This is a genomic window from Megasphaera cerevisiae DSM 20462, assembly GCF_001045675.1.
In the GTDB taxonomy this organism is placed as follows: Bacteria; Bacillota; Negativicutes; order Veillonellales; family Megasphaeraceae; genus Megasphaera; species Megasphaera cerevisiae.
The window spans coordinates 1-19,060 of record NZ_LEKT01000041.1 but is presented as its reverse complement, the minus strand read 5'-3'; the positions used below and the strand labels follow the sequence as shown (position 1 = coordinate 19,060).

The 19,060-nt window shown below is 41.3% G+C and carries 19 protein-coding genes; all 19 read left to right on the top strand.

The window, feature by feature from the left end:
• Positions 1 to 326: 326 nt before the first annotated feature.
• The 19 genes from AB840_RS10990 to AB840_RS10900 all read left to right on the top strand — a co-directional run bounded on the left by AB840_RS10990 (position 327) and on the right by AB840_RS10900 (position 18,834).
• Positions 327 to 1,931 carry an EamA family transporter gene (locus tag AB840_RS10990; RefSeq protein ID WP_048514896.1) on the top strand — a complete coding sequence of 535 codons (1,605 nt, stop codon included), beginning with the start codon at positions 327 to 329 and terminating at the stop codon, positions 1,929 to 1,931.
• Positions 1,932 to 2,076: 145 nt separating this feature from the next.
• Entirely contained in the window at positions 2,077 to 2,349 is a 273-nt protein-coding gene (locus AB840_RS10985) for a DUF1294 domain-containing protein (RefSeq protein ID WP_048514895.1), read from the top strand.
• Between the two features lie 170 nt (positions 2,350 to 2,519).
• Complete coding sequence (locus AB840_RS10980; RefSeq protein ID WP_048514894.1) at positions 2,520 to 3,005, top strand: GNAT family N-acetyltransferase; 486 nt, start codon at positions 2,520 to 2,522, stop codon at positions 3,003 to 3,005.
• A 71-nt stretch (positions 3,006 to 3,076) separates the two neighbouring features.
• Positions 3,077 to 4,030 carry a 2-hydroxyacid dehydrogenase gene (locus tag AB840_RS10975; protein WP_234984924.1) on the top strand — a complete coding sequence of 318 codons (954 nt, stop codon included), beginning with the start codon at positions 3,077 to 3,079 and terminating at the stop codon, positions 4,028 to 4,030.
• Between the two features lie 189 nt (positions 4,031 to 4,219).
• On the top strand, positions 4,220 to 5,035 hold the full coding sequence (locus tag AB840_RS10970; protein WP_048514892.1) for a TrmH family RNA methyltransferase: 816 nt from the start codon (positions 4,220 to 4,222) through the stop codon (positions 5,033 to 5,035).
• Between the two features lie 106 nt (positions 5,036 to 5,141).
• The gene (locus tag AB840_RS10965) at positions 5,142 to 6,626 is read left to right on the top strand and encodes an AlkA N-terminal domain-containing protein (RefSeq protein WP_048514906.1); all 1,485 of its coding nucleotides are present in this window, start codon (positions 5,142 to 5,144) and stop codon (positions 6,624 to 6,626) included.
• Positions 6,623 to 7,165, top strand: a complete 543-nt coding sequence (locus AB840_RS10960) for a methylated-DNA--[protein]-cysteine S-methyltransferase (RefSeq protein WP_048514891.1) — start codon at positions 6,623 to 6,625, stop codon at positions 7,163 to 7,165. Before AB840_RS10965 ends, AB840_RS10960 begins: the two co-directional genes overlap by 4 nt.
• A 71-nt stretch (positions 7,166 to 7,236) precedes the next feature.
• Positions 7,237 to 8,160 (top strand): DUF1848 domain-containing protein, encoded by a 924-nt coding sequence (locus AB840_RS10955; protein WP_048514890.1) that lies wholly within the window; start codon positions 7,237 to 7,239, stop codon positions 8,158 to 8,160.
• 53 nt (positions 8,161 to 8,213) lie between these two features.
• Positions 8,214 to 8,762: a flavin reductase family protein gene (locus tag AB840_RS10950; protein WP_048514889.1), complete on the top strand. Its 549-nt coding sequence runs from the start codon at positions 8,214 to 8,216 to the stop codon at positions 8,760 to 8,762.
• A gap of 554 nt (positions 8,763 to 9,316) precedes the next feature.
• Entirely contained in the window at positions 9,317 to 10,180 is an 864-nt protein-coding gene (urtB, locus tag AB840_RS10945) for an urea ABC transporter permease subunit UrtB (RefSeq protein WP_048514888.1), read from the top strand.
• A 46-nt stretch (positions 10,181 to 10,226) separates the two neighbouring features.
• A complete protein-coding gene (locus AB840_RS10940) occupies positions 10,227 to 11,300 on the top strand; it encodes an ABC transporter permease subunit (protein WP_159445824.1) in 1,074 nt (357 codons plus the stop codon).
• A gap of 3 nt (positions 11,301 to 11,303) precedes the next feature.
• Positions 11,304 to 12,056 carry an urea ABC transporter ATP-binding protein UrtD gene (urtD, locus tag AB840_RS10935; protein WP_048514886.1) on the top strand — a complete coding sequence of 251 codons (753 nt, stop codon included), beginning with the start codon at positions 11,304 to 11,306 and terminating at the stop codon, positions 12,054 to 12,056.
• Between the two features lie 8 nt (positions 12,057 to 12,064).
• Positions 12,065 to 12,754 (top strand): ATP-binding cassette domain-containing protein, encoded by a 690-nt coding sequence (locus AB840_RS10930; RefSeq protein ID WP_078791781.1) that lies wholly within the window; start codon positions 12,065 to 12,067, stop codon positions 12,752 to 12,754.
• A gap of 24 nt (positions 12,755 to 12,778) precedes the next feature.
• On the top strand, positions 12,779 to 14,008 hold the full coding sequence (locus tag AB840_RS10925) for a Zn-dependent hydrolase (RefSeq protein ID WP_048514884.1): 1,230 nt from the start codon (positions 12,779 to 12,781) through the stop codon (positions 14,006 to 14,008).
• A gap of 15 nt (positions 14,009 to 14,023) precedes the next feature.
• Positions 14,024 to 14,914, top strand: coding sequence for a carbon-nitrogen hydrolase family protein (locus AB840_RS10920; protein WP_200809978.1), 891 nt, complete (start codon positions 14,024 to 14,026; stop codon positions 14,912 to 14,914).
• 48 nt (positions 14,915 to 14,962) lie between these two features.
• Positions 14,963 to 16,147 (top strand): transporter substrate-binding domain-containing protein, encoded by a 1,185-nt coding sequence (locus AB840_RS10915; RefSeq protein WP_048514883.1) that lies wholly within the window; start codon positions 14,963 to 14,965, stop codon positions 16,145 to 16,147.
• Positions 16,148 to 16,598: 451 nt separating this feature from the next.
• Positions 16,599 to 17,393: an enoyl-CoA hydratase/isomerase family protein gene (locus AB840_RS10910; protein ID WP_048514882.1), complete on the top strand. Its 795-nt coding sequence runs from the start codon at positions 16,599 to 16,601 to the stop codon at positions 17,391 to 17,393.
• A 50-nt stretch (positions 17,394 to 17,443) separates the two neighbouring features.
• The gene (locus AB840_RS10905) at positions 17,444 to 18,175 is read left to right on the top strand and encodes a 3-oxoacid CoA-transferase subunit A (protein ID WP_048514881.1); all 732 of its coding nucleotides are present in this window, start codon (positions 17,444 to 17,446) and stop codon (positions 18,173 to 18,175) included.
• A complete protein-coding gene (locus AB840_RS10900) occupies positions 18,175 to 18,834 on the top strand; it encodes a 3-oxoacid CoA-transferase subunit B (RefSeq protein ID WP_048514880.1) in 660 nt (219 codons plus the stop codon). Before AB840_RS10905 ends, AB840_RS10900 begins: the two co-directional genes overlap by 1 nt.
• Positions 18,835 to 19,060 lie beyond the last annotated feature (226 nt).

Below are 19,060 nucleotides of genomic sequence, written 5' to 3'. Positions count from 1 at the left end.
ATGTTACTATATATAGTGGTAGTATATAGATATGGCTGTGAAAAATGTAATAATGTATCATGGTCAGTAAAAGCGTAAAGGGGATGGGCATCACGGCTGGAAGTCATCAATTCTGTATGGTGGAATTCAAAAAAATATTGGTAGATTTGAATGGTACTGGATGAAATGCGGTGTCTGGCGCTCTTTGCAGTATATTACGCTTGTTTGCCACGATGTGCATGCGATTAGACGTCTTGATTTTTTAGTACATCCATTATAGAACTATTTTATAATCATCTTGCCAGTGTGGCTGAATACTGGCACTTTTATTTTTGGGAGGCATCTGTATGTCATCTAAAATGGGAACGATTTGTATCGTTCTGACTGCATTGGCTTTTGGCACCATGGAAATTTCCTTAAAAATTGCCGGTAATGCGTTTACACCATTTCAATTAACTTTTTTACGATTTCTGGTTGGCGGAATATTATTAGCACCTTTAGCTTTTCGCGATATTCAAAAACGGCACATTCACCTTATTGCCTCTGACTGGGGATATTTAGCTGTTTTAGGATTGATCAATATTGGTTTTAGCATGATTCTTTTTCAAGTAGGGGTAAATATGTCTAATGCCGGATTGGCGGCCATTGTATTTTCCAGCAATCCTGTTTTTGTTATGATTTTTTCGCATTTCATTATTCATGAATCCTTTACACGAAAAAAAGTCATTACACTCATTTTGAGTATTTTGGGATTATTGATTGTTGCCAATCCGATTGCCATCATTCGATCCGGGAATTTTGGCCTTTGCATTTCTGCGTTGGCATCTATTGCTTTTGCGTTATATACCACATTAGGAAAATTACGTATTGAAAAATTGGGTGGCAATGTAGAAAACAGTTTCAGTTTTCTGATTGGATGTACTTTCTTATTGATTGTATTATTATTCCATGGTGATCCTATTTTGGGAGGTATTACTACCACCACTATCGTACCGCTCCTATATTGTTCTTTTGTTGTGACCGGATTCGGGTATTTGTGCTTCATGAAGGCGATTGAATTAACGGGACCATCCAACGCTTCTTTTTCTTTTTTCTTGAAACCGGTAATTGCTTTATTTTTATCAGCTATTATCCTATCAGAACCGGTTACGTTGAGCGCTATTGTGGGATTGGTTTTGATTCTTGCCGGATGTACCTTGGCCGGACCTATTGAACGGCTTATTTTTCATCAGCATGCTATCGGGGAAATACAGCGGATGCAGACGCATCCGGCATGGGTAACCGAACAGCAAACAAAACCGTTGGTAATTACTATTTCCCGCGAGTTTGGTGCCGGTGGCCGGAATGTTGGCAAACTCATTGCCAAACAACTGGGTGTCCCGTACTATGATACGGCTATTATTAATATGGCTCGAAAGGAAAAAGGATTTTCCAAGCAATTTATCAAGGCCCATGAAGAAGCAATTGGAAATCGTATTTTAAGCAACTTGTATGATAATTATACACATTATGCTTCTGGGGTGAATTCAGATCGCCAAATGTTGTTTGATGAAGAATCAAAGATTATTACGGATGTAGCTAAAATAAGTTCTTGTGTTATTGTAGGCCGTCTGGCCAATTATATCCTCCGTGATCGTGCGAATACTTTTGATGTATTCATTTCATCAGATCCGGAATGGGCGGCACAGCGCATTATGCTACGTGAACATGTGGATCATGACCAGGCCATACGCATTCGTAACCGTGTGAATCGGCAGCGGCAGGATCATTGCCGGTATTTTACGGATTCCTATTGGGGATATGGGGCCAATTATGATTTAAGTCTTAAATCGAGTGATTATGGGACTGCGCAAACGGCCAATATCATATTGCAAGTGGTTCAGCGCCGGCTCCGTGTTACTGAGGAAGAAACATCGCCAAACTATCATTTAACACCGGCTTTACAAAAATAGCCGTACTATAGAAACCATACAGTAAGGAATGGTCGGATTAGTTCTTATTGTATGGTTTCTTTTTACTAGAAACAGCGGAAGCGGTATTTCTGAAAATAATTTTAATGTGTCGAAAATCGTTGTGTTATTCTAAGGAGCGGATGTAATGAGAGATATACATTCTATGTTGCTGTATTATATTATTTTAATTAATATAGCATCTATTCTATTGTATGGCTGGGATAAATATTGTGCGATTCATCATCGATGGCGGATATCAGAAGTGTCTTTATTGTGTATTGCGGTGCTGGGCGGCAGCCTGGGGGCTTTTCTGGGAATGAAGATATTCCGGCATAAAACGCTTCACTGGAAGTTTCGCCTGGGGATCCCGTTGATTTTTCTTATCCATATGACCTGTTTGATATATATTGATTGGTGAGAATGCGTCTTATAAAAATGTTCCATTCCTCTTTAGACATAAAGACGAAAAATTGCGAATAGAATTTTACTGGAAAATATGAGACAATAGTAGGCATAGAATGCGTTCAAAACTGGCTTGACGTATGTGGTGTTTTATTGAATGAAGATGTTCACAAGGGGGATATTGGGATGGGTGATGAAACGAAAATTCGTTTGGCAGCAGAGTGTGACATAGACGATATGATACATCTTATTTCTTTGGTGTTCGCAATGGAAAAAGATTTTCAGGCAGATAAGGACAAGCAGCGGCGGGGATTGCAGCTTATATTACAGTCTGGGTCCGAACGGCATTTGTGGGTAGCAGAAAAAAATGGCCGGGTTGTGGGAATGTGTTCTGCACAGCTATTGGTATCGACCGCAGAAGGCGGCTGGAAGGCATTGGTTGAAGATGTTGCCGTCGATGAAGTCTGTCGACGGCAGGGGATTGGCCGAAAGTTGCTGGGGGAAGTTGTCAATTGGGCCAGAATATATGGCGTTACGCGAGTGGATTTACTGGCAGATAGAAACAATGAAAAAGGACTTTCCTTTTATCGTCAATTGGGCTGGAAAACAACTAATTTGATAGCGCTGCAAAAAAATATGAGTAAAGGAAAGGACAACAATTTTATAGTATAATAAGGACAGAAAGCGTGTGACGGGAATCATATCTTCCGCGCAGCATAGCAGCTGAATATGAAGGAGATGACATGATGAAGGATAAAACAGTAGTATTGAATGCAGGATTGGTAAATTATGATGGGAATATTGATTACTCGCAAATTGCCTCTGAAGTGGTAATGTATGACGAAACACCGGAAGATAAAATTTTGGAGCGGGTTGATGGATGTACCGTCGTTATAACGAAAGAAATGAAAGTGCCAGGAAATATTATTAGAAAATTCCCAGATAGTGTGCGTATGATTTGCGAAGCTGGAACGGGGTACAATAATATAGATTTGGATGCTGTACGGGAAAAAGGGATTGTGTTGTGCAATATTCCGGCATACAGCAGTGAACGAGTGGCGCATACGGCTATTCTTATGATCTTGAATCTGGCAAGTTCCATGCAAAAACAGATTCGAATGCTGGTGGAGGGGAATCATGAGAATTTCCATAACCATTTAATGGTGGATCATGTAGAAATAAATGGGAAAACGCTGGGTGTTATCGGCTATGGAAATATTGCCAGGGAGATAATCAAAGTAGCCCAGGCGCTGGGAATGAACATCATCGTATCGACACGGACTTCCAGAGAAGATACTGATAGTATTCACTTTATCACACGGGAAGAGGTTTTGAGACAGAGTGATTTTATTTCTCTTAATTGTCCGCTGAATGAATCGACACACCATATGATTAATAAGGAAGCATTGGACATGATGAAATCGACCGCATATCTTATCAATACGGCTCGAGGCGCATTGATTGATGAGAATGCTTTGATTGACGCATTACAGCATTCGGTCATTGCCGGTGCCGGTCTCGATGTGCAGGAAAAAGAACCATTGGATGATGCCAGCCCATTGTATACGCTGGACAATGTGATCATAACACCGCATATGGGGTGGAGGGGATTGGAAACCAGAAAACGGTTAATCTCCTTAATCAAAGATAACATCAGCGCTTTTTCTAAAGGCCAGCCTATTAACCGAGTGGATTGAACTCCCTAGGTCTTCAGAAGCAAGATACGTGCGATAGTATCATTATATGTTATTTCCCAATGAGAATAACATTTCAGAGAAAAGCGGTCTATTGCGGTAAAGGTGAAGAACTGCTTAGATCCGATAAAACGATCTGAATGACGGCAAATTCGCATGGTAAAGGTGTGAGAAAGGAGAGGAAAATATACCTTGGCGAATATTATAGAAATACAGGATCTGTCGGTTCCTGAATTAGCCGTGTTTGCTCGGTTGACAGAGGGGCAGCTGCGATGCCGGCGGGAGCCTGAAAAGGGTGTGTTTATTGCTGAAAGCCTCAAGGTCATCCGGTTGGCATTGCAGGCCGGCTGTAAACCGCAGGCTTTTTTGATGGAGCGGAAACGGGTAGAGGGAGCCGCTCGGGATATCATTGACCAATGCGAGGATATTCCTGTATATACGGGAGATCGGGAGGTGCTGGCAGGGCTGACCGGATATGCGCTGACGCGGGGCGTTTTATGTGCCATGACTCGCCCAGTGCTTCCAGCAGTAGAAAGTATAATGCCCACAGCTAAACGGGTGGCTGTCTTAGAAGGGATTACAGACTCTACGAATGTGGGAGCCATCTTTCGCTCCGCCGCCGCATTGCAGGTGGATGCGGTATGTATTATGCCGACGTGCTGCGACCCATTGTGCAGGCGGGCGATACGGGTCAGCATGGGAACCGTATTTCAGGTGCCATGGACCCACATCAGAAGTGACGTTTCCGTACTGCATGACTGGGGATTCAAAACGGCGGCTATGGCGCTGCGGGAAGATGCCATAAGCATTGAAGATAAAGAGCTGGTGGCAGAGGAACGGCTGGCATTAGTATGGGGAACTGAAGGGACCGGGTTGACTGCGGCAACGATAGAGGCCTGCGATTATGTTGTGAAGATTCCTATGGCGCCGCAGGTGGATTCATTGAATGTGGCGGCTGCAAGCGCAGTTGCTTTCTGGCAGCTTCGTGTCAAAAAAGATACTCTCTGAGATGAAAGAGAGTATCTTTTTATTTCTTTTGTTTGATATGTATGTCCGAAAAACGCGAGTATTTTAGAGTCTGCATGATATAATAAAAATATGGGAGGCGATGATTGTGGAGGAACAAAAGAAGAATATATATTATGATGCTTTTAGATCAAAGGATCAGCGCTTTGACGGACAATTTTTTGTGGGGATTACTTCAACCGGTATATATTGCCGTCCTATATGCAGTGCAAGGCTTCCTAGAAAAGAAAATTGCCATTATTTTAAGACGGCCGCGGCCGCAGAGCAGGCAGGTTTTCGTCCCTGCCTATTATGCAGGCCAGAGCTGGCACCTGAAAAATCAATAGCAGCAACAGCAAATACGATAGCGAGTCGGGCTGCTCGACTATTGAAGGAAAATTGCGGAAGCGGCCTGAGATTGACAGAATTGGCAAACCGGCTGGGCTGTACGAATCGTCATTTGCGCCGCATCTTTGCCGAAGAATATTATGTTACTCCTGTGAAATATATGCAGACATGCCGTCTTCTTCTGGCAAAAAATTTGCTTACGGATACCCAGCTCTCTATAACAGAAATTGCAATGGCCGCAGGCTTTGGAAGTTTGAGACGTTTTAATGAATTGTTTCAAAAACACTATCGTATGGCTCCTGCGATGTTGCGGAAGGAATTGAAACAGGGAAAAACAAAAGGCGGAGATATTACGGTAGGCATAGGGTATCGCCCGCCATATGATTGGCATCGTATGCTTGCGTTTCTTGCATTGCGGGCTATACCGGGTGTGGAACTCGTGCAGCCTGATCGGTATATGCGCACGATCAGGCTGCTGGATAGAAACAATGCACATTTGACAGGCTGGATAATGGTACGTAATTATGCTGAAAAAAATGTATTGAAAGTTACGATCAGCGAAAGCTTGGTTACTGTTCTTCCGCAGCTGTTGGCGCGAATTAAACGACTGTTCGATGTATATTGTGATCCGGAAAGTATGTATGATCGCCTGTCCTCTATGAATACGGTAAAGCCCGGACTTTATGTAAAAGGAATGCGCGTACCAGGGTGTACCGATCCCTTTGAAATGGCTGTACGTGCCGTTCTGGGACAGCAGATCACAATAAAAGCTGCCCGCACATTGGCAGGACGAATGGCAGTGTCCTTGGGAACCCCGATTGTAACGGACATAAATGGACTGGTTTATGTATTCCCGTCAGCAGAAAAAATCATGGCCCTTCAGGGACCGATAGAAGATAGATTAGGTCCCTTGGGAATTATTGCTTCACGGGCCAGAACTATTCGGGCACTGGCGCAAGCCTTCTGCGAGGGAGAAATTGATTGCATAACCTGTTTGGATCCGGAAAAAGAAATGAAAAAATTGATGGAGCTTCCGGGAATCGGCGCATGGACCGCTGGGTATATAGCCATGCGGGCTATCGGATGGACCGATGCTTTCTTGGAAACCGACTATGGGATAAAGCAGGCAATGCAGCCCATGACTTCCAGAGAAATACTGCAAAAAGCTGAAGATTGGCATCCGTGGCGCAGTTATGCGGTCATGAATATATGGAATTATGTATCGGAAGGAGGAAACAAGAAATGAATTATGCAGCAAAGATACAAACGCCAATGGGGAATGTTTTGCTGGCAAGTGATGGAAAAAATTTGATTGGATTATGGTTTGCGGGACAGAAATATTATGGAGACTCTATGGATTCGTCTATAGAATATAAGGACGGTTTGCCTGTTTTTATTCAAACAAAAAAATGGCTGGAACGCTATTTCGCAGGAGAAATGCCTGCAGCCTCTGAATTGCCTTTAGCACCGGCAGGAAGTGAATTCAGGAAAAGTGTTTGGACTATGTTATGTCATATTCCTTATGGACAAACCAGGACATATGGAGATATTGCGGCACAAGTGACTATGCAGCGAGGAAAGAAAACGTCTGCCCGGGCCGTCGGAGGAGCAGTAGGACATAATCCGATTTCTATTATTATTCCATGCCACAGGGTGATGGGGGCAAATGGAAGCTTGACCGGCTATGCCGGCGGCATCGAAAGAAAACAGCAGTTGCTTGCCGCAGAGGGAGTCGATCTTACCCGAGTGCCTGACGCGCATGCTGCGGCGTGGCAGAAAATATGATTTTTTCTGAGACAGCAGGATATGAAAGACCGCCATACAGAAGGCTATGAGAGAAAGGAGCGATGAGGCGGATGATCATCAGCGCAAGTCGCAGAACAGATATTCCGGCATTATATTCTGAGTGGTTTATGAACCGTCTGCGTGCCGGATATGTCTTGGTGCCTGGCATCCGAAATCCGGATAGATTGGGACGAGTGGTATTATCGCCTGAAAGTGTGGATTGTATTGTATTTTGGACAAAAAATCCGGAACCGATGCTGAATATATTGAAGAGCATAGAAGCAATGAGATACTTTTTTTGTTTTCAGTTTACCGTAACGCCATACGACTGTACGATTGAAAAGGGGCTGCCGAGTACGAAAAGGCGAATAGACACCTTTCAGAGATTGTCCGCTTATATTGGCAAAAAGCGAGTCATATGGCGGTATGATCCTATTTTTATTGATGCGCATCATTCTGTGCAATGGCAAATAGATCAATTTTCTGAAATGTGCAGGATGCTCTATTCCTATACGGACCGATGCATTATGAGCTTTATAGATCTGTATGACAATAACCGCTCTTGTTTTCGAGCTATGACGCGAAAAGAAATATGCTGCATTGCAGATACATTTTCAAAAATTGCTGCCCAATATAACTTGCCTCTTTTTACTTGCGCAGAGGAAATAGACTTGTCTGATTACGGTATATATCATGGTGCCTGTATTGATCAGACGTGGATTGAGGATGTTATTGAATATCCCGTGACTGCTCAAAAAGACAAAAATCAGCGTGCTGCCTGCCGGTGCGTGTCAAGCATAGATATCGGTATGTATAATACGTGTACGCAGGGCTGTTTGTATTGTTATGGAACCTCTGCCCGTCAAGCGGCGATCAGATTGGCCGCCACGCATGATCCGCAATCGCCTATGATTGCGGGATGGCCGAAGGGGAATGAAATTATTACCAATCGTACTGTGCCGTCACAAAAAATCCGGCAGCTTTCATTATTTTGAGGATTGAATACGATTACGCAATGCACATGTGTAAAGAAAGGACGGGGAATATCATGGCGTTTGAAGAAGTGGCAATAGAACGGGCTCTGACCTTCATCGAACCAGGACCGGTGGTGCTGGTAACGACCTTTGATGGAGTAAAAAATAACGTAATGACGATTACATGGACGATGGCAATGGATTTTGAACAGCATATTGTGATTACTACCGGTCCGTGGAATTATTCCTTTGAAACGTTGCTGCATACAAGAGAATGCGCAGTATGCGTTCCGGCTGCCGACCTTCTGAATACGGTGGTACAAATAGGTATGGTAAGCGGTACAGATACAGATAAATTCAAAACATTCGGATTGACTGCGTTAGTATCAAAATATGTTAAGGCTCCTCTGATTGCAGAGTGTCTCGCATGTCTGGAATGCAGTGTAATAGATTATATTGAATCCTACGGCTTTTTTGTGCTTCAGGTCCGGCGTGTACTAGTGGATCAAGGGCGCTGTGAACGCAGGCTGATTCATGCTGTCGGGGATGGATGCTTTGTGCTCGATGGGGAAACCGTAAGCCGGCGTGGACAAATGATGACAAAGCTTCCACCTGGATTATAGCATTCGCAAAATATCCGAGAAAAGGTGATTGACCTGGTATAAAATCCGTTTTGAAGGCATAATACCAGAAATACAGCTATAAAATATGTTTTTTTAGAACTAGCAGATTAAATATAAAGATAACATTATACTTCTCCGCACAGGAGGATCCCTTTGGGTTTATTTTGCGTTGGAATGCTGTATTTGTTAAAAAAATAGTGTGCATAAGCACATAAAAATATGAAAATATTATACAATTTATCTATAGAATTTATATTAATATATAAACTATAATATAAACACAGCAATTATATTATAGTTATAAGTAAAAAATAATGCTATATGTGTTTTTTTTAATATGTGATTATATTAAGAGTTTAAATAAAATTATTGCATATAATATTGGTATTTGATATACTTCTTTCAAGCAATGAAGCTTGGAGAAGAGTTTCATTGTTTTTTAATCTAATTTTATTGATATGGAACAAGGGTGTTCTTCTGTTGGAAAACAAACAGAAGAATGCCTTTTTGTATATATAGTTATATAGTTAGTAGCACGATAAGGAGTGGTTAAAATGGAGTTACTTGTTTCACAAATTATTAATGGCCTGACGAATACATCTATCTTATTTTTAGTAGCTGTTGGCTTAGTTGTTATTTTTGGATTGCTTGATGTTGTAAATATGGCACATGGAGAATTTATTATGTTCGGCGCCTATAGTGCCGTTGTCTGTGTTAATACGTTGCATTTACCTTTTGTAATAGCAGTGATGGCAGCTGCCTTATTTACGGCACTTGTAGGATCCGTTGTGGAACGATTTATTATACGGCGGTTATATGGAAAAGTCGCGGAAACGCTTTTAGGAACATTTGCGTTAAGTTATATTTTTCAGCAGTTTGTCCGAAGCGTTTTTGGCCCGGAAGACCAGCTGATGGCACTTCCCATTGAGGCGACGTTAAACTTTGGAAATGTCGTAGTACCCGTTTATAATTTGGTGCTTATGTTTGTATCGGTTATGATATTGATCGGATCCTTATTGTTATTAGTCAAAACTAAATTTGGAATGAGGCTTCGGGCAAATGTTCAAAATCGTACGATGGTTCAATGTCTGGGAATCAATTCGTCTCGTATTGATAATTTAACTTTTAGCTATGGCTGTGCATTAGCCGGAATTGCAGGCGCTCTTATTGCTCCTGTTAAAAGTGTGACCCCCGACATGGGGATGACTTATATTGTGGATAGCTTTCTGGTTGTCGTATTAGGTGGTTTGAATTCCATTTTTGGCAGTTTTATGGGGGCTTTTGTTGTTGGCGAATCTGCTACTGTCATGGCTGGGTATATGAGTGAAATTACGGCAAAACTTTTAATTTTTATTGTTATTATCGTAGTTATCCGATTTAGACCGCAAGGCTTGTTCTTTAGTAAAGACAAGCGTTAAGAGAGGAGACAATCTAATGAAGAACATGAAATTGATATTAGGAAATTTGACGATTGATAAATATATTGCACTCATTATTTTTATCGGCCTCTTGATTTTACCCTTGGTTTCATCTCGATATGGCGTTCAAATATTTGGTAAGTATATTACTTATACCATATTGGCTTTAGGCTTAGATATTCTTTGGGGTAGTACGGGTCTCATGAATTTAGGCTTTGCGATCTTTTTTGGATTAGGAAGCTATATTTTTGGAATTTCTATGGCTATACAGAAGGGATTGCCGGCATTTATGTCTTTTGGCGGAATTACCACGCTTCCCTGGTTTTATGTTCCGCTTCAAAATCCTATCGCAGCTGCGGCTCTCAGTGTTGTTATTCCGGCAATCGTGGCGTTAATTCTTGGCTATTTTGTATTTAAAAGTAAAATCAAGGGTGTATTTTACAGTATTATCACATTAGCCTTTGTCGCTCTATTTGAGTTATTTATTACGAATCAGCAAATTTATACCGGTGGAGCAAGTGGAGTGAATGGTATTCCTACAGGATTAATGACGTTGCGTGCTTTTGGCAGCAAGATTTCAATTGTCACATGGTACTATATTGCTTTTGCAACCTTAATTGGAGTATATTTCTTTTGCTTATGGCTGAATCACAGCCGGTTTGGAAAGATTATTCATTCTATACGGGATAATGAAATGAGGGTTCAATTTTTTGGATATAATCCAGCTGTTTTTAAAATTGCTGTATTTGTTATCTCTGCAGCTATTGCTGGGTTAGCCGGTTTGCTTTATGTTCCTATGTCGTCTTTTGTTTCTATTGAAAATTCGGGGGTCGCCTTTTCTACAATGATCATTATATGGCTGGCTGTTGGAGGACGGGGTAATTTGACAGGAGCTATGGCAGGAGCATTGCTGGTTAGTTTTTTACAAAATATTTTATCCGGATATTTTGGCGGAATGTGGCAGGTAGTGCTGGGCGTTGGTTTGATATTTATCGTGATGGTCTTGCCTAAAGGCTTGATTGGAAGCTTGATTGAGTGGCAATATATGCATCGTGTCCATAAGAAAAAAAATATGAAGCATGTGTCGGATGGGGCACCTGCACAGAAGGTGGAGGTGTAGGGTATGTATTTGGAATTGAAAAATTTAACGGTTGACTTTAATGGCTTTTTGGCAGTACATGATGTCAATATGGGAATTGAAAAAGGGGAAACCCGAGTTATTATCGGCCCTAATGGAGCAGGAAAGACGACTATCATTGATATGATTACGGGTAAAACCAAGCCTACTAAAGGGCAGATATTATTAAATGGAGAAGATATTGCAGGAAAAGATTCGTATGATATTTCCAATAGCTACGGAATTGGTCGTAAATTTCAAGGTCCTAATGTATTTGATGAAATGAGTGTATATGAAAATTTAGAAGTTGCCCTTTGTGGTCATACGTCATTGTGGAGCGCATTTACTTACCGGCGAACACCTGAAATTTATAGGCAATTAAATGAAATATTGGAGCAAATTGATCTTACGGAACAGAGAGAAATGCTGCCGCGCTTTTTATCACACGGGCAGCGTCAATGGCTGGAAATGGGAATGATTTTAGCTCAAAACCCAGATATTATTACCCTTGATGAACCCGCAGCAGGGATGACTGATGATGAAACATTTAAAACTGGTGAAATGATTAAATCCATTATGAAGGATAAAACTGTGATAGTCGTGGAACACGACATGGATTTTATTAAACAAATTGCCAAAACCGTCACGGTACTCAACCAGGGAGAAATTTTAGCGGAGGGCACGTATGATGAAGTATCACATAATGCTGAAGTTATTCGGGTATATTTGAAAAGTGATGATGAAGAAGAGGAGGCTTGATACTTGTGATGCAGGTAAATGATATATCTGTCAGTTATGGGGCGGGACCCATTGTGTCTCATGTCTCTTTTGAAGTCGTTCCTGAAGATAAATTGATTATATTAGGACGCAATGGCGTAGGCAAGACTACTTTATTAAAGGGAATTATGGGGATTTTGGCTATTAAAGGAAGCTTAAACTTTAATAATGAAAACATTACCGGTTACTCCACCTCACAACGATCACGCTGTGGATTAGCTTATGTACCGCAGGGAAGAGAAATATTTCCGGATTTAACGGTGGAGGAAAATTTGCAGATGGGTGCATTATCCCATCCTGTTCATTTTAAGGATAAACTGGCAGAAGTGTTGGAGTACTTTCCTATTTTGACTGAGCATATGAAGCGGAAAGGTGGTGTCCTTTCCGGTGGACAGCAGCAGCAATTGGCAATTGCTAGAGCGTTTATGGGTGATCCTTCCATACTGATGCTTGATGAGCCGACAGAAGGAATTCAGCCTAATATTGTATCTCATATTTCTAGTATTTTAACCAGATATCATCAGGAAAAACATGTTCCATTAATTGTAGTAGAACAAAATTTGAAATTTGCGCGCAGATTGGGAAATAAATTTTTAATTATACAGAAAGGGACGATTGTAGCTGCAGGTCCCATAGAAAATTTGACGAATGAGGTCAGTATCAGATATCTGAGCGTATAAGAAAAAGGGAGAGAAAAAATCAGAATGGATATTGAAAATACAGCCATAGGCGTTATTCAAGATTTACAGGAGCTTGCGATACAGACCTCTGATGAAAAAGGGGCGCAGCGAGTAGCCTGGACGCCGGTATGGGATAAGGCGGAAGAATGGTTCAAAACGAAAATGATAGCTGAAGGAGCAGAAATTTCTGTGGATTCGGCTCATAACATATGGGCGAAATTTAGTGGCGAATCTGAAGAAGCCATCATCATTGGCAGTCATTTGGATTCTGTACCGAACGGAGGCTGGCTGGATGGGGCACTCGGAGTTGTCGCTGGCATGGGAATTGGCAAGCGGTATGGAATGCATGGTGTCAAACCTAAAAAAACAATTTACATTGTGTGCTGGGCAGATGAAGAAGGGGCTAGATTTGGTCAAAGCTGTATGGGATCGGCTGCTGTCAGCGGGACTTTTACTGCAGAGCAGGCTAAGTGCTTGAAGGATAATGAGGGCATAGAATTTCAGGAAGCATTACAGCCATATCAGTTAAAGGCGGAAAATTTCAGTATGGCTCGCAGGGAATTTTTAGCCAAACCGATTCAGGCATACTTGGAACTTCATATCGAACAGGCTCCCGTTCTAGAAAATGCTGGTAAATCTGTAGCTTGTGTATATGGTGTTGCCGGTTGTTACCGTCAGTACATTACCTTTAAAGGTCAGCAGGCTCATTCCGGGTCGCCGATTACTATGAGACAGGATGCTTTTTTAGCGGCAGCAGAAGCGTCCTTGGCATTTCGTGATATAGGAATCCGTCATCAAGCATACTGCACAGTTGGCAAGGTAACGGTCCATCCTGATGTGGTTACCATTTTTCCGGGACTTTGTACTATCTCGTTAGATCAGCGTGCTATTGAAGGTGATGTGCTGGAGCAAATTGTAATAGAAGCAAAACAAGCGGCTGAACAGGCAGCTAAGGATAATAAGGTGACAGTTTCTTTTGAAACCATCTGGCAGACTCCGCCAACGATTTTTGATAAATCTCTTAAGGCATTATGCCAGAAAGCAGTTACCGAAGAAACAGGTGAGGATACAACTATGTATTCAGGTCCGCTCCATGATGCCGTAGAAATTTCCAAGGTTGTTCCGTCAATTATGATGTTTGCAATGTCTGTCAAGGGACTATCGCATTGCATGGAAGAAGATACTCCTATCCCTGTATTAAAACAAGCGATTAGAGCTTTCTTGCGATTGACTGATCATGTATTAAAAAAATAGCAGGAGGTGTATTAATTGAGAAATATCATGGGAATATCTGTAGTTACTTTTCAGGCACGGTGGGGAGAGAAAAATGATAATTTACAGCGGATTCTTGAGTATATTGATCATGCTGCAAAAATGGGCAGTGATTTGATTGTCTTTCCGGAAATGAGCCTTACCGGTTATGATGATGAGGCAGACGTATCCCAAAAGTTGAAAATGCAAACACGACTGGCGGAAACGATTCCGGGGCCATCGACAGAGAAAGTGGCAGTGGCTGCCAAGAAACAAGGCATATATGTAATGTTTGGAATGCCGGAAGCCTTTCAGGGACATGTATATAATTCACTGGCCATATGCGCACCTGACGGCAATATATTTTCTTATAGAAAAATGCATTTACCATTGCAGGAACCCCATTGGGCAACCCCAGGAGATACACCGCTGATTATCTCGACTCCATGGGGACTGATAGGGTGCGGTATTTGTTATGATTCCTATAGTTTTCCGGAATTAATACGGTATTATGCCGCTAAAGGATGCCGGATATATATCAATGCGACGGCATTTGCAAAATCTCGAAATCCGAACCGGGCTCGAACGACATTAGAGGCATCTGTACTGCGGGAAGATATGTATATTATTTCGGCAAATTTAGGTGGAGTGGATCTATTTACCGACTTTTTGGGCGGCAGCAGTATTATGGGACCGTCTAAAATATATGGTGAGGTTCACTATTATGCCGGCAGGACTTTTGATGATCCGGCAGCTGCGGAATCGGAGATGTACAGCGCGGTTGTTGATTTGACATTGGCAACACGCAGCTTATATGTTGAAGGAGAAAATGGAAAAGCTGCGGATTTTCGTCCCAGGCAGTATGCGAAAATGTATGAAGAATTGGCGGAAAATAGAAATAAGTCTTAAAAAATGACAAATTTCTTTTTATAAATGCAAAAATAGAGGAGGAGACATATGAAAAAAATTAAAAAGCTATTATTGTTAGGCATGTCTGTCATGGTAGGAATTGCAACATTAAGCGGTTGTGGGGGAGAAACAAAAAGTGCTGAAAAAGGGCTCGGTGACAGTGTGAAAATTGGGGTTTTATATTCCACAACGGGTCCATTTTCTATTAATGAAACGCCGATGCAGAACGCTGCAAAAATGGCTATTGATGAAATTAACGCTAAGGGTGGAATAAAAGGAAAAAAAATAGAAGCAATTTATATGGACTATGGTTCGGATCCGACAATGGCAGCTCAAAAGGCACAGGAACTTATTCTTAAGGATGGTGTTTGTGCTATTGTAGGTACCAATTCTTCTGCTACACGCTTGGCAGTTATTCCAACTGTAGAACAAAATGACTCATTACTTGTATATAATACATATTACGAAGGTGAAAAACCGTCACCTAACGTACTGTATACTAACAGCGTTCCAAGTCAGCAGATCGAGGCATTTATACCTTGGATCATGAAAAATATTGGAAAGCGTGTGTTTTTTGCTGGTACGGATTATGAATTTCCCAAAAAGAGCATTGCTATTGCTAAAAAATTAGTGCAGGAAAATGGTGGTGAAGTTGTAGGCGAAGAATATGTACCGACTACACAGACTGATTTTTCTTCTATGATCAATAAAATTAAGGAAGCAAAGCCGGACGTTATTTTTTCTGTTGTGGCCGGAAATGCTGCGGTTCCATTTTATAAACAATATAGTCAGTATGGCATGGATCCCAAACAGGTTCCCATTTGCTCCATTTCTACAAGTGAAGCTACGCTGAAGGGAATTGGAGATGCAGCAATCGGAACCTATTCTTCTTTTGATTATTTTAATACGATTGATACACCTGCCAATAAAGAATTTATTAAAAAATATCAGGATAAGTTTGGAACGGATACTACAGTAACAAATCAAGCAGAGGGCGCATATCATGGGGTATACATGTTAGCAGCTGCCATTGAAAAGGCCGATTCGACAGTTGCGGAAGATATTATTAAGGCAGCCGGTGGATTAGAAATAGACACGCCTGCCGGAAAGATTAAAATGGATGAATCAAATCATCATGCTTGGCTTAACAGTTATATCGGTAAAGTAAATGACAATTTAACTTTTGATATTGTTTACAAATCAGATGGACTTGTGAAACCCGTAGCAGAATAACGGAATATAAGAAAAACAGATTCCCGATAGATAAATTATTTATCAGGAACCTGTTTTTTTTGTGTATTTCAAGAAAAATATGCAAAAGTATGATTCTTTTTTTTGTGTAATATTACATGATTTTCAAACATTTATTTTGTATGAGAAGATATGTCTGTTACTTTGTAAGTGTATTGATTTTTTTATATATTAAGAATATAATATAATTATAAATAATATGATATAAAGTAACATATTGAAATATAAAGGTTGTTTGCAGGCTAACGTATAATAGTTCTGGTAAAAAAATGAATGACGTACGATCCTTACTTATCAGATTATTAAAGGAAATAGATTGTTTTGTGGGAAATTATAGTGTGCTTGACCGAAGGGGGGGATATTGTTTTTATGATTTAATGGATGATGTCAAGGCGGAAAATTAAAATGTTACTATTATACGAGGAGGTCTACTATGGAACTGCAGAAATTACATTATGATGTAGCAAACGGGATCGCTGTTGTGACAATGGATTATCCCAAGAATTTGAATGCCATTGATGAGCAGATGGCGGATGAGCTGCTGTATGTCGTAAAACTTGCGGAGGAGGACCCTGATGTTAAAGTAGTTGTTTTTAAAGGAGCGTCAAAAGCATTTTCTGCAGGAGGCGATATTGGCTATTTCTATCAATTGATACAGGCTGGCGGAAAAGTGAATATGGACAGCCTTTTTGATAAAGTTGGAAAAGTAACCAATGGGATAAAAAAGATGAGCAAAATGGTAATTGCATCTGTCAGCGGAGCCGCTGCCGGAGCAGGTGTCAGTCTTGCGCTTACGGCTGATTTTGTGATTTGTGCTGAAAATGCAAAGTTTATCATGGCGTTCGTCAACTTGGGACTTGTGCCTGACACCGGCGGTACCTATCTGCTGGTAAAGCAGCTGGGAGAGAAACGTGCTCTCGAACTTTGCGCAACAGGCCGTCCGCTGCCGGCTATGGAGGCCAAGGAATTTGGTATCGTGTATAAGGTAGTACCCAATGAAGAATTAGAAGCAGCTACAATGAAATTAGCCGAAAAATTTGCAGCCGGCCCTTTAATTTCTTATAAAAATATCAAAAAACAAATCTATGCAGCCAGCTTTGCAGATTATGAACAATATCTTACGGCATGTGAAATTCCAACGCAGAGTGAATGTGTGGCATCTTCCGATTTCTGCGAAGGCGTGAAAGCTTTTGTGGAAAAACGAAAAGCAGCATTTGAAGGTAAATAGATAAAACCACTTTATTTTGAATTACTGAACGGAGAAAGGTGGTAATCCAATTGTTATCAAAAGTTGTAACTAAAGAAGAAGCTCTTGCTAAATTTCATGACGGACAAACTATTATGTTTGGTGATTGGCATGGTGAATTTGCGGCAGATGAAATCATTGACGGAATGCTCGAAAAGGGAGTAAAAAACATAGCAGCCATTGCAGTCTCGGCTGGTATGCCAGATCAAGGGGTGGGAAAGCTAATTGCCGCAAAACGTGTTGCAAGTATTATTACGACGCATATCGGTCTAAATCCCGTGGCCGGAGAACAGATGTTGACCGGAGAATTGGAGGTGGAATTCAGTCCGCAGGGAACCTGGGCGGAACGTGTCCGTTGTGGCGGGGCCGGATTGGGGGGGTGTCTGACACCGTCCGGTATCGGTACAGAGGTAGAGAAAGGAAAACAAAAGCTGACAATCAATGGAAAGGAATATCTTCTTGAGCTTCCGCTCCATGCGGATATTTCCCTTGTGAAAGCAACAAAAGCCGATACGGCCGGTAATATTTCGTTCAGAATGAATTCCAGAGCTACTAATAGCACGATTGCCTATGCGGCTGATTTTGTTATTGCCGAAGTAGAGGAATTGGTAGAAGTAGGCGAACTTGGTCCTGAAGAAATTGATGTACCGGCACCTATTATTGATATGATTTATGTGAGAACCGGTGAAAAGAAGCCGCTATGCCCTATGTGGCAGCGTGCCAAAGCCAAAGCAAAAGCAAAGGCGGAAGGGGGCAAACAGTGATGACAGGATTAACAGGACGCGCACGTATTGCAGCTCGTTGCGCAAAATTCTTTAAAAATGGAGATTTTGTAAATCTTGGAATTGGAGTTCCTTTAATGTGTGTCAACTATTTACCTAAAGGCGTGGATATCTGGCTGGAAGCTGAAATAGGAACGGTAGGCAGCGGTGCTGTGCCTCCGTGGCCGGAGGTAGACGTGGATGTAATAGATGCTGGAGGACAGCCTGCTTCTGTCATTAAAGGCGGTAGTGTGTATGATCATGAAACCTCTTTTGCTTTTATCCGCGGCGGACATATTGATGCGACCGTTCTTGGTACTCTCCAGGTTGATCAGGAGGGAAATATTGCTAATTGGAAGATTCCCGGAAAATTTGTTCCTGGCATGGGCGGTGCTATGGATCTGTGTGCCGGTGTAAAAAAGATTATCGTAGCCACAGATCATTGTGAAAAAAGTGGCAAATCAAAAATTCTCAAAAAATGCACACTTCCCTTGACGGGCGCCAAATGTGTGACTGACATCGTAACAGAAAAATGTTACTTTGAAGTTACTCCAAAGGGATTGGTTTTGAGAGAAGTAGCTCCGGGTTATACCGTGGAGGATATTCTTGCGTGTACCGAAGCGGACGTTACAGTTCCTGATAAAGTAGGAATTATGACATAACGCGTTATGTTTACAGGGTACGGTTGGCAAAATTGCTGACTGTATCCTTTTTTTAATAAAAGCATCATAGGGTAACTGTTATTTTATGATAGTCTAAAAAAAAAACGATAAAATATCATATAAAAATAAGGCATAAGAGACAGAATTTGTCTGAAAAAATTACTATTGAAGGGTTGCAAATGAATATTGTTTTTTTTGGGTTTAGAGTAATAGCCGTCAATATAAA